Raw genomic sequence first — 11723 nt, 5'->3', positions numbered from 1 at the left:
ATTTGCCTGGCGGCAACAGCGCGGTGGTCCCACCTGACCCCATGCCGAACTCAGAAGTGAAACGCCGTAGCGCCGATGGTAGTGTGGGGCCTCCCCATGCGAGAGTAGGGAACTGCCAGGCATCAAATTTAGTGTGCTGATATGGCTCAGTTGGTAGAGCGCACCCTTGGTAAGGGTGAGGTCCCCAGTTCGACTCTGGGTATCAGCACCAGTTATGGCATGAGTTCGGTTTAAAAGAATTTGCCTGGCGGCAACAGCGCGGTGGTCCCACCTGACCCCATGCCGAACTCAGAAGTGAAACGCCGTAGCGCCGATGGTAGTGTGGGGTCTCCCCATGCGAGAGTAGGGAACTGCCAGGCATCAAACACGAAAGCCCTGAACATCTGTTCAGGGCTTTTTTGTTTTCTGCCATGACCTTTATCGCAATAAAAACCCTCAATAAAATCCACAGGCATAAAAAAAGCCCCTGCCATGCTGGCAAGGGCTGAATGATGCGGCGAATCGTGTTCGCTTAGTGGATAACCTGCGACAGAAACGCCCGGGTCCGCTCGGATTTCGGATTCGCAAAGAACTCCTCCGGCGGCGCCATCTCCACGATTTCACCGCGATCCATAAAGATCACCCGATCGGCAACCGTACGCGCAAAGCCCATCTCATGCGTCACACACAGCATCGTCATCCCATCTTCCGCCAGACCGATCATGGTATCCAGCACCTCTTTAACCATCTCAGGATCGAGCGCGGAGGTGGGTTCATCGAATAACATAATCTTCGGCTTCATACACAGCGAACGGGCGATGGCCACGCGCTGCTGCTGTCCGCCAGAGAGCTGCCCGGGAAACTTATGGGCATGTTCAGCAATGCGCACGCGCTGCAGATAGTGCATCGCCAGCTCTTCGGCCTCTTTCTTTGGCATCTTGCGTACCCACATCGGTGCCAGCGTGCAGTTCTGCAGAACGGTCAGATGCGGGAAGAGATTGAAGTGCTGAAATACCATGCCGACTTCAGTGCGCACGCGTTCAATATTGCGCACATCATCATTCAGGTGGATGCCGTCAACGACAATCCGTCCCTGCTGATGCTCTTCCAGATGGTTGATGCAGCGAATGGTGGTAGATTTACCGGAACCCGAAGGGCCGCACAGCACGATACGCTCGCGCGGTTTCACCTGCAGGTTGATATCTTTCAGCACGTGGAATTGCCCGTACCATTTGTTCACGTTTTCGAGCGTAATCATCATGGCGTTAGCCGCCGTTGTCATTGTTTGTGTCATGTAAAACCTCAGTGCGATTTACGCCCGGTGTGGAAGCGCTTCTCCAGATACTGGCTATAGCGCGACATGCTAAAACAGAAAATCCAGTAAACCAGTGCAGCGAAGACATAGCCTTCGGTCGACATACCCAGCCATGTAGGGTCGACGGTTGCCTGCTGCACGCTACTGAACAGATCGAACAGGCCGATGATGATCACCAGGCTGGTATCTTTAAACAGCGCGATGATGGTGTTCACCAGACCAGGAATGGTCAGCTTGAGCGCCTGCGGTAAAATCACCAGCGCCTGGGTTTTCCAGTAGCTAAGCGCCAGCGACTCGGCTGCTTCGTACTGGCCTTTCGGCAATGCCTGCAGCCCGCCGCGCACCACTTCCGCGACATACGCCGACTGGAACAGGATCACGCCAACCAGTGCTCGCACCAGTTTATCGATGGTGGTGCCCTCCGCCATAAACAGCGGCAGCATCACTGAAGACATGAACAGCACGGTGATCAGCGGTACGCCACGCCAGAACTCAATGAAAATCACCGACAGGGTGCGCACCACCGGCATTTTTGAGCGCCGGCCCAGCGCCAGCAGAATGCCGAGCGGCAGCGCCCCGGCAATGCCAACAGATGCGATAATCAGCGTCAGCGTCAGGCCGCCCCACTGGCGCGTTTCCACGCGATCCAGCCCGAAATAGCCGCCATACAGCAGCAGCCAGACGACGACCGGATAGATCACCGCCCAGCAGGCGATATAGCGGCCGCGGCGCGGCATGGATTTGATAAACATCGGCACAATCGACAGCAGGCCAATCACCAGCGCCAGATTGATGCGCCAGCGCAGCTCATGCGGATAGAGCCCGTACATGAACTGGCCAAAGCGTGCGTGGATAAAGACCCAGCAGGCGCCCGCTTTCGTACAGTCCGCACGGGTTTCGCCAATCCAGTTAGCCTGGAAGATCAACCAGTTCAGCGCCGGCGGGATAACGCTCCAGATAATCCACAGGCTGAGTAACGTGAGCAGCGTATTCAGCCAGCTGGAGAACAGGTTTTTACGCGCCCAGAGCCAGGCTTTACCCAGTGGATTGCCCGACACCGGCGGCGTTTCGTGTGTGGTTACAGACATAATGGTTCCGTTCTCTTAACGCTCAACCAGCGCAATTTTGCGGTTATAGAGGTTCATCAGCAGCGAAATGAGCAGACTGATAATCAGATAAACCGCCATGGTGATGGCAATGGTTTCAATTGCCTGGCCAGTCTGATTCAGTACGGTGCCGGCAAACAGCGACACCATATCCGGATAGCCGATCGCGGCCGCCAGCGAGGAGTTTTTTACGATGTTAAGGTACTGGCTGGTGAGCGGCGGGATAATCACGCGCATCGCCTGCGGAATGATCACCTGACGCAGCGTAACCGGGTTGGGCAGCCCGAGCGAACGTGCCGCTTCGCTCTGACCATGTGGTAATGACTGAATCCCGGCGCGAATCACCTCAGCAATAAAGGAAGAGGTGTAGATCGACAGTGCCAGCGTCAGCGCTGCCAGTTCCGGAATCATGGCAAAGCCGCCGCGGAAGTTGAAGCCGCGCAGCTCGGGCACATCCCAGTGCGTGGCGGCACCAAACAGCGTATGGGCGATCAGTGGCAGCAGCACAATTAAACCGGCCGCAGCGGGCCAGGTGCGGCGCAGCTGACCGGTTTTCAGCTGATGCTTGCGGTTGAAGCGGAACAGCGCGGCGCTGGCGGCGATGGCAATCGCCAGCGCGATCAGGAATGGCCAGGTGCCGGGCGCATACTCCGGCCACGGTATATACAGACCGCGGTTGCTGACAAAAGCCAGATCGAACGCGTTCAGCGCCTGACGCGGGCCCGGCAGATTGCGCAGCACGGCAAAGTACCAGAAGAAGATTTGCAGCAGCGGCGGGATATTACGGAACGTCTCGATATAAATGGTCGACAGCTTGCGCAGCAGCCAGTTATCCGACAGGCGCGCCAGACCGATGGCGAAGCCGAGGATCGAGGCGAAGACAATACAGAGCGCGGAGACCAGCAGGGTGTTGGTTAACCCGACCATAAACACGCGCGCGTAGGTATCACCTTCGCTGTAATCGATCAGATGCTGGACGATGCCGAAACCGGCGTTGCGCTCAAGAAAGCCAAAGCCGGAGGTGATACCGCGATTGGCAAGGTTGATCACCGTGTTGTGGATCAGATAACCCACCACAGCAAACACCGCCACAATCGCGACAATCTGGTAAAGCCAGGCGCGAACCGTAGGATTACCGAACGAAAAATCCCTTTTCACGGTTGGGCGTTGCGACATGTTAAAACCTCAGTGAAGAATACGCGTGGGCACCGCAGGATGCGGTGCCCGACTGGCAGGAGACAATTAACGCACTGGTGGAGCGTACTGGATGCCGCCCTGGTTCCAGAGCGCATTCTGGCCGCGTGCAATTTTCAGCGCGCTGTCTTTACCAACGTTACGATCGAACACTTCCTGATAGTTGCCAACCTGCTTGATGATGTTGTACGCCCACTTGTTGTCGAGCTTCAGGTCTTTACCGAAATCACCCTCTGCGCCCAGCAGGTGTGCCATATCTGGCGTGGTTGGCTTCGCCGCCATCTCATCAACGTTCTTTGAGCTGATGCCCATCTCTTCCGCATTCAGCATGGCGAACAGCGACCATTTCACGATGGTGAACCAGTCATCATCACCGCGACGCACGACCGGCCCCAGCGGCTCTTTTGAAATCACTTCAGGCAGTACGATAAAGTCATCAGGCTTGCCCAGCTTGATGCGCAGCGCATACAGCTGTGACTGGTCAGAAGATAGGGTATCGCAGCGGCCGCTATCCAGCGCTTTAGCAGACTCATCAGAGCGGTCGAAGGTGACCGGCGTGTACTGCATTTTGTTAGCTTTAAAGTAGTCGGCCACGTTCAGCTCGGTATCGGTACCGGCCTGGATACACACGGTGGCACCATCCAGCTCTTTGGCACTTTTCAGACCGGCTTTCTTATGGGTCAGGAAGCCGATGCCGTCATAATAGTTTACGCCGGCGAACAGGAAGCCCATGCCGCCATCACGTGATGAGGTCCAGGTGGTGTTACGCGACAGGATATCCACCTCGCCTGACTGCAGCGCAGTGAAGCGTTCTTTAGCGGTCAGCGGGGTGTATTTTACTTTGCTGGCATCGCCGAAGACCGCAGCAGCAGCAGCGCGGCACACGTCAACATCGATACCGGTGAATTTGCCGCTGGCGTCAGCGTAGGAGAACCCTGGCAGACCATCGCTGATACCGCACTGTATAAACCCTTTCTTCTTAATGGCGTCCAGCGTGGTGCCTGCGTGCGCCTGCTGGGTCACGGCGAACAGCGAGGCGGCAGCAATCAGGGTGGAAAGCATCATCTTTTTCATAAAGCATCCTGTGTGGCGAGATCGTGTGTTGTTATGTTTGCGCGCACTTTACTGTGCGCTTATTTCTTTCTGTGGCGTTTAGCCATCCACGACACTGCAAAGCTGATGCCAGGTTTGCAGAATCCTGAATTCACTGGAAAGATCTTTTAATAAACGGACGTATCCGGAAAGTTGTCGCTACTATCGCGCACCAAAAGGCAGCATGACGAGTCGCCACGATCACAAATAGTGCAAAAAGTTTCACTATATGGAAGCAGTGTGAGCTAACGCTCATGAACAGGTGTACGGCAAAGTGGAATTACCGCTGAAGCGGTTCAGGATCACAAACAAAGCGGGTTGAGGGGCGATCAGAAGGATTTTTTCTGCGCAAAAACAGGGCAGGGCAGCGGCCCTGAGAGAGATGAGCTATCACGCCGGCGATTGCAACTATCGTTACCATTTTGACGATAATCGTTTCACGCGGTGTTAACAGGCGGGAAATACAAACAAAAACGCCAGCCCAAAGGCTGGCGTTATCGCAGCAAGGAACCAGAACGCTTAGTTCATGCCGTATTTTTTCAGCTTCTTACGCAGCGTACCGCGGTTGATGCCCATCATCAGGGCAGCGCGGGTCTGGTTGCCACGGGTATACTGCATCACCATGTCCAACAGAGGCTGCTCGACTTCAGCCAGTACCAGCTCATACAGGTCACTTACATCCTGACCGTTCAGTTGAGCAAAATAGTTCTTCAGTGCCTGTTTAACCGAATCACGCAGAGGCTTTTGCGTCACCTGATCCTGTGAGTTAACGGTAGAAACGGTCAGTACGTCAGAATTTACGCGTTGTTCGAACATAGTTCTTTCAGCTCTTTATTTCGTTTACGCAAGATTTTCGAAGTATGCCTCCAACGCCTCCAGCTGTTCGCTGGCATCCTCTATGGCGTTGAATGTGCGCCGAAACTGGTCGTCAGGGGCACTTTCCTGCAAATACCAGGAAACGTGTTTTCGGGCAATACGGTATCCCTTGCGCTGACCGTAAAAGTCGTGCAGCTCCCGTATGTGTCCAATCAGCATATGCTTCACTTCAGCCAGCGGCTTCGGTGCCAGCAGCTCCCCTGTGTCCAGATAATGCTGGATTTCCCGGAAGATCCACGGTCTTCCCTGAGCAGCGCGTCCCACCATCAGAGCATCGGCTCCGGTGTAGTCGAGCACTGCCCTGGCTTTGTGCGGGTCAGTAATGTCACCATTCGCGATAATCGGAATAGCGACGCTCTGCTTAACTGTCCGAATGCTGTCGTATTCAGCTTGCCCTTCAAACAAACAGGCGCGCGTGCGGCCATGAATGGTCAGGGCCTGAATACCACAGCGTTCAGCCAATTGGGCAATCTCTACACAATTACGATTTTCTTTGTCCCAGCCGGTGCGAATCTTCAGCGTAACCGGTACATCGACTGCGTTCACCACCGCACGGAGGATTGACTCCACCAGCTGCGGATGCTGCAGCAGCGCTGAACCTGCCATCTTACGATTCACTTTTTTAGCTGGGCAGCCCATGTTGATGTCGATAACCTGTGCACCGGACGCAACATTAATGCGCGCGGCGGCGGCCATCTCATCGGGATCGCAACCCGCAATTTGCACGGCGCGAATACCGGGCTCGTCACTATGCACCATACGCAAACGCGATTTGTCACTGGCCCAGACTTCCGGGTTCGATGACAGCATCTCGGAGACAGTCATACCGGCGCCGTTGTCATAACACAGGGTGCGAAATGGCTTGTCGGATACTCCGGCCATAGGCGCAGCGATGAGTCGATTACGTAGCTGGTGATGTCCAATGCGCATGAAAAAGAAGTGACCCTAACTGTTCGCAAGGCGGCGTATATTACGCATTTTTTCCGGAAGATGAAAGGCCAAACTTTGAACAATTCGCCGTTTAAGATCAGGGAAATGGGGCTTAACAGCGCGGTATTCATCATTACTTGTTTAAATTCAGTGTATTACAAAAATACGCTGAAATTGTGAGCAAAAGTTTTTCCAAAAATATGCGCTGAATCACAACATAAAAACCGCCACTTCCGCTAATCGGCAAGAGAAATGGCGGTGATTTGATTGAAAAGTGAACGCTTTATTTACGTTTGGTGAGTATTTCGTTACTCAACCACCAGTCGGCCATTGAGCGGCTGCACCGGGCGGCTGTTACCGTGTTCACCCAGCACCGCGCTAAAGGCCTGCAGCTGCTGTGCGGAAGCCGTTACCGGTTGCTTCATCACCAGCCAGCGCACGCCTTCACTGCACGGTGGCGTGGTGAGCGAACCGCTGAAGCGGTAGTAACGGCGATCGGCGGGCAGCAGTGGCGTAATATCGACATCCTGCTGCAGCGTGGCCGGCTGATTGACCTGCGCCGGCAGCGTATCCAGCAGCGTCGTCAGTACCGGATTTGCCGCACCGGCTTCGAACATCACCCCGATGACCGCCAGCTGCTGCTGCTCGTCACTGAATACAAAGTGGCCCTCAAGCGGATAGCGTTTGCCGTCGATCAGGTTTTCGCTCGGAGTATGGAAGTGGAACTGCTTCAGCGTGAAGGTCTCGCCGTCCAGCGTCAGCGTATCGCCCTGCTGCAGGTTGATCTGCACGGTGTGGCCGTTGTTAACAATCGCGGCCTGGCGCGCCTGCAGTTCCAGCGTCAGCGCCGGCAGACTGGCATGCAGCGCCTGGCGAATATCAATCGGCGACTGATTCACGCCCTGCTTGCAGACGTGAAAATCAGGGGACAGGTCACCCCACTGCTGTGGCTGAGCATAATCCCAGGCGGCAGCCTGAACGTGAGCAAAAGGCGCTGCTGCCAGCAGCAGAGCGATCAGTGTGTGTTTGCTTTTCATCATCATTTATTCACTAAGCGATATATCAATGTTATGTGCCGCGCACGGCACGGTTAACAGGGATAGCGCTATCGCCTGGTGCAGCAGTCTACTGATTTCAATGTAAAGAAACGGCAGGAAAACGGGGCTGGCGGGGATTTGAGACAGGTCTCAGGCGGGGAAAATCGGGCCAGCAGTCGCTGGCCCATGCGTCGGTTAGCGGCGCACGCCAGTGATGCGACACCACTCCTCTTTTTCCGCCACGGCGTCCAGCGCAAAGCGCTCCGCATAGGCTTCACACACGCTTTCCGCCTGGCTGGCCAGCACGCCGGACAGACCGAGATGGCCGCCGGCTTTCGGCAGCACGCCAATCAGCGGCGCCAGTTCGCGCAGCGGACCGGCGAGGATATTGGCGACCACCACATCCGCCTGCAGGTTTTCCGGCTGCTGGTGCGGCAGATACAGCGACAGGCGGTCGGCCACGCCGTTGCGCTCGGCGTTATCGCGGCTGGCCTGGATCGCCTGCGGATCGATATCTATGCCGATCGCCTGGGCTGCACCGAGTTTCAGCGCGGCGATGGCCAGAATGCCGGAGCCACAGCCGAAATCGATCACCGTTTTGCCCTGCAGATCGAGACCATCCAGCCAGCTCAGGCACAGCGACGTGGTGGGATGGGTGCCGGTACCAAAGGCCAGACCGGGATCAAGCATCACGTTGACCGCATCCGGATCCGGCACGTCGCGCCAGCTGGGGCAGATCCACAGGCGTTCACCGAAGCGCATCGGATGGAAGTTATCCATCCATTCGCGCTCCCAGTCTTTATCCTCGATCTGTTCGATCTTATGGCGGAAACCCGATCCCAGCAGCGGATGCTGGCTCAGTTCGGCCACCACATCATCCATGGCGGTTTCCGCGTCGAACAGGCCAGTCACATCGGTATCGCCCCACAGGCGGGTTTCACCGGGCAGCGGCTCATACACCGGGTTGTCGTGCGTGTCCTGAAAGGTGACCGACACCGCACCGGCGTCCATCAGCGCGTCGCTGAGGGTTTCGGCGTGCTCGCCGGTGCTGTTAATTTTGATTTGAATCCATGGCATAGCGTTTCTCTTTTATTCCAGGGCAGCATCGCGAGCGTCAGGCGCGCTGCCGAACAGATTACCCACCAGAAAGGCCAGCAGGCTTAATGTCAACGATGGCACGATAGGGTGAAAGCCCCACAGTTCGATTTTCAGGCTGGCAAGCAGCGTATAGCATCCGGCTCCCACCACCATGCCACTGATGGCGCCCGCCGCATTGGCGCGCTCCCAGTACAGTCCCAGCACCAGCGGCCACAGAAAGACCGCTTCAAGGCCACCGAACGCCAGCAGGTTGAGCCAGATAATCATATCTGGCGGATTCCAGGCCGCCAGCAGCAGCAGCAGGCCGAGCACAAAGGTGATGGTGCCGGAGAGCAGCCGCAGACGCGCCTCGTTCTCGCTGTGCTGCGGCGCGATACGCAGGTAAAGATCTTTGATCAGCGTAGCGGACGATTGCAGCAGCTGCGCGTTAATCGTCGACATGATCGCCGCCATTGGCGCCGCGAGGAACACGCCAGCCGCCATCGGTGGCAGCACGGTGATCATCAGCGTCGGGATCACGCGATCCGGAATCGCCAGATCCGGCAGTACCGCGCGACCGAGTGCGCCGGCCAGATGCATACCGAGCATCAGTATCACCACCACGATGGTGCCGAGTATGATACCGCGATGCATCGCTTTGCTGTCTTTGTAGGAGATGCAGCGCACGGCGGTATGCGGCAGCCCAATCACGCCAAAGCACACCAGTACGGCAAACGAACTGAGGAAGGTTGGATTGATGACGTTGCCGACGCCTTCCGGTGACACCAGCTGCGGATCGATGCTGCGCAGTTTGGTGACCGCCGTTGCCAGACCGCCCGCCTGGTGGATGACGGCAAACAGCAGCAGGAAGGTGCCAATCAGCATCACCAGCCCTTGCATGGCATCGTTAAGCACGCTGGCGCGAAAGCCGCCAAACGCGGTATACAGCGCGATGGTGCCGCCAAAAATCAACAGCCCGGTATCATAAGGAATACCGGCGGCCGTCTCCAGCAGGCGCGCGCCGCCGATGAACTGTACCGTCATGGCACCAATAAACGCCACCAGCAGGCTGATACTGGCCAGCCAGATGAGCAGCGGGCTGCGGTAGCGGCCGTACAGCATGTCATTGAGCGTCACCGCGTTGTAGCGTCGCGCCAGAATCGCGAATTTTTTGCCCAGCACGCCGAGCGACAGCCAGACCGCCGGCACCTGAATCATCGCCAGCAGTACCCAGCCCAGCCCGTATTTATACGCCGCGCCCGGCCCGCCAATAAATGAGCTGGCGCTGATGTAAGTGGTGGTGATGGTCATCGCCAGCACAAAACCGCCCATCGAGCGACTGCCGAGGAAATACTCACTCAGGAAGTTGCCGTGGCGCTGTTTGCGCATGGCAAACACCGACAGCCCGGCAATCAGCACCAGATAGGCCAGCAGTGGCAGAATGATTTCAGTTTCCATCGTGGTCCTCCAGAGACATATCGCGGAACACCACGCGCACCATCAGCCAGCACAGGCCAATGAACAGCACGGGCGCGAACACGCAGGAGAGTTCAAACCAGCGCGGTAAACCGGTGAAACCGCTTTGTGTGCCGCCGAGCCATGCGGACACGCCCCAGACGGCGAGGTACGCCAGCGTCAGGTACAGCGACCAGCGCGCCTCTTTGTTAGCTTGCAAAAAACGCCCATCCATCATGCAACCTCAAAGGCAACAAAAATGAAAAAGGCCGGTTTAACCGGCCTCTGCATTGCTCTGCGCTGCGCTTACTTCTCGTGCAGGCCGAGTTTTTTCTCCAGATAGTGGATGTTAGTACCACCCTGCTGGAAGTTTTCGTCGGTCATGATGCGCATCTGCAGATCGACGTTAGTCTTGATGCCGTCGATGATCAGTTCTGCCAGCGCATTTTTCATGCGCGCAATAGCCACGTCACGGTTTTCGCCGTAGGTAATCAGCTTACCAATCATTGAGTCGTAATACGGCGGCACGCTGTAGCCGGCATAGATGTGCGATTCCCAGCGCACGCCAAAACCGCCTGGCGCGTGGAAACGGGTGATCTTGCCCGGGCTCGGCAGGAAGGTGTTCGGGTCTTCGGCGTTGATACGGCACTCGACCGCATGGCCGCGCACCACCACATCTTCCTGTTTGATGGACAGCGGCTGACCGGCAGCAATACGCAGCTGCTCTTTGATCAGGTCGACGCCGGTAATCATCTCGGTGACCGGATGTTCCACCTGAATACGGGTGTTCATCTCGATGAAGTAAAACTCACCGTTTTCATACAGGAACTCGAACGTACCGGCACCGCGATAGCCGATCTCCACGCAGGCGTTAGAGCAGCGCTCGCCGATGTAGCGACGCAGTTCCGGCGTGATGCCGGGTGCTGGCGCTTCTTCGACCACTTTCTGGTGGCGGCGCTGCATGGAGCAGTCACGTTCGGCCAGATAGATGGCGTTGCCCTGACCGTCGGCCAGAACCTGAATCTCGATGTGGCGTGGATTCTCGAGGAATTTCTCCATGTACACCATGTCGTTGTTGAAAGCCGCTTTGGCTTCCGCTTTCGTCATGTTGATGGACTGCTCAAGATCCTTGTCGCTGCGCACAACGCGCATTCCGCGACCGCCGCCGCCGCCAGAGGCTTTGATGATGACCGGGTAGCCGATGCGCTTGGCGATGGCACGGTTTTTCTCCATGTCGTCGGTCAGCGAACCGTCAGAGCCTGGTACGGTCGGTACGCCGGCTTTTTTCATCGCGTTGATCGCTGACACTTTGTCGCCCATCAGGCGAATGGTGTCGGCTTTCGGACCGATGAAGATAAAGCCAGAGCGCTCAACCTGCTCGGCGAAATCGGCGTTCTCAGAGAGGAAGCCGTAGCCCGGGTGGATCGCAACCGCGCCGGTGATTTCGGCGGCGGAGATCAGCGCCGGGATATTAAGATAACTTTTGACCGACTGCGCCGGGCCGATGCAGACGGTTTCGTCCGCCAGCAGCACGTGCTTCAGGTCGCGGTCTGCCGTGGAGTGCACCGCCACAGTCTTGATGCCCAGTTCTTTACAGGCACGCAGAATGCGCAGCGCAATCTCACCACGGTTAGCAATGACAATTTTATCCAGCATGCTTCG

General features: G+C 56.7%; 11 protein-coding genes, 1 tRNA gene and 2 rRNA genes. 3 read left to right on the top strand and 11 right to left on the bottom strand.

Going from position 1 to position 11723, the window contains the following annotated elements:
• The first annotated feature begins 5 nt into the window (after positions 1-5).
• The 3 genes from rrf (F3J41_RS19890) to rrf (F3J41_RS19880) all read left to right on the top strand — a co-directional run bounded on the left by rrf (F3J41_RS19890) (position 6) and on the right by rrf (F3J41_RS19880) (position 359).
• Positions 6-121 (top strand): 5S ribosomal RNA (gene rrf, locus F3J41_RS19890).
• A gap of 14 nt (positions 122-135) precedes the next feature.
• Positions 136-211, top strand: a tRNA-Thr gene (locus tag F3J41_RS19885).
• A gap of 32 nt (positions 212-243) precedes the next feature.
• Positions 244-359: ribosomal RNA gene (rrf, locus tag F3J41_RS19880) — 5S ribosomal RNA — on the top strand.
• A gap of 152 nt (positions 360-511) precedes the next feature.
• Here rrf (F3J41_RS19880) and F3J41_RS19875 read toward each other — a convergent pair.
• The 11 genes from F3J41_RS19875 to accC all read right to left on the bottom strand — a co-directional run bounded on the left by F3J41_RS19875 (position 512) and on the right by accC (position 11717).
• On the bottom strand, positions 512-1273 hold the full coding sequence (locus tag F3J41_RS19875; RefSeq protein WP_058759889.1) for an amino acid ABC transporter ATP-binding protein: 762 nt from the start codon (positions 1271-1273) through the stop codon (positions 512-514).
• An 8-nt stretch (positions 1274-1281) separates the two neighbouring features.
• Complete coding sequence (locus tag F3J41_RS19870; protein ID WP_021508166.1) at positions 1282-2382, bottom strand: amino acid ABC transporter permease; 1101 nt, start codon at positions 2380-2382, stop codon at positions 1282-1284.
• A gap of 15 nt (positions 2383-2397) precedes the next feature.
• A complete protein-coding gene (locus F3J41_RS19865) occupies positions 2398-3576 on the bottom strand; it encodes an amino acid ABC transporter permease (protein WP_166712180.1) in 1179 nt (392 codons plus the stop codon).
• A 66-nt stretch (positions 3577-3642) separates the two neighbouring features.
• On the bottom strand, positions 3643-4668 hold the full coding sequence (locus tag F3J41_RS19860) for an amino acid ABC transporter substrate-binding protein (protein ID WP_058759887.1): 1026 nt from the start codon (positions 4666-4668) through the stop codon (positions 3643-3645).
• 537 nt (positions 4669-5205) lie between these two features.
• Complete coding sequence (fis, locus tag F3J41_RS19855; protein ID WP_003855228.1) at positions 5206-5502, bottom strand: DNA-binding transcriptional regulator Fis; 297 nt, start codon at positions 5500-5502, stop codon at positions 5206-5208.
• Between the two features lie 24 nt (positions 5503-5526).
• Complete coding sequence (dusB, locus tag F3J41_RS19850; protein WP_040679767.1) at positions 5527-6492, bottom strand: tRNA dihydrouridine synthase DusB; 966 nt, start codon at positions 6490-6492, stop codon at positions 5527-5529.
• Positions 6493-6800: 308 nt separating this feature from the next.
• Entirely contained in the window at positions 6801-7529 is a 729-nt protein-coding gene (locus F3J41_RS19845; RefSeq protein WP_031279827.1) for a carbonic anhydrase, read from the bottom strand.
• Between the two features lie 195 nt (positions 7530-7724).
• Positions 7725-8606, bottom strand: coding sequence for a 50S ribosomal protein L11 methyltransferase (gene prmA, locus F3J41_RS19840; RefSeq protein WP_021508161.1), 882 nt, complete (start codon positions 8604-8606; stop codon positions 7725-7727).
• A 12-nt stretch (positions 8607-8618) separates the two neighbouring features.
• Positions 8619-10064 (bottom strand): sodium/pantothenate symporter, encoded by a 1446-nt coding sequence (gene panF, locus F3J41_RS19835; protein ID WP_104093876.1) that lies wholly within the window; start codon positions 10062-10064, stop codon positions 8619-8621.
• On the bottom strand, positions 10054-10296 hold the full coding sequence (locus tag F3J41_RS19830) for a YhdT family protein (protein ID WP_166712188.1): 243 nt from the start codon (positions 10294-10296) through the stop codon (positions 10054-10056). The genes panF and F3J41_RS19830 overlap by 11 nt, the downstream gene beginning before the upstream one ends.
• 71 nt (positions 10297-10367) lie before the next feature.
• On the bottom strand, positions 10368-11717 hold the full coding sequence (gene accC / locus F3J41_RS19825) for an acetyl-CoA carboxylase biotin carboxylase subunit (protein WP_021508158.1): 1350 nt from the start codon (positions 11715-11717) through the stop codon (positions 10368-10370).
• Positions 11718-11723 lie beyond the last annotated feature (6 nt).

Origin of the sequence: Pantoea sp. Ap-870 (assembly GCF_011752515.1) — a bacterium.
Classification (GTDB): domain Bacteria; phylum Pseudomonadota; class Gammaproteobacteria; order Enterobacterales; family Enterobacteriaceae; genus Pantoea; species Pantoea dispersa.
This window is presented reverse-complemented; position numbering and strand designations above follow the sequence as displayed.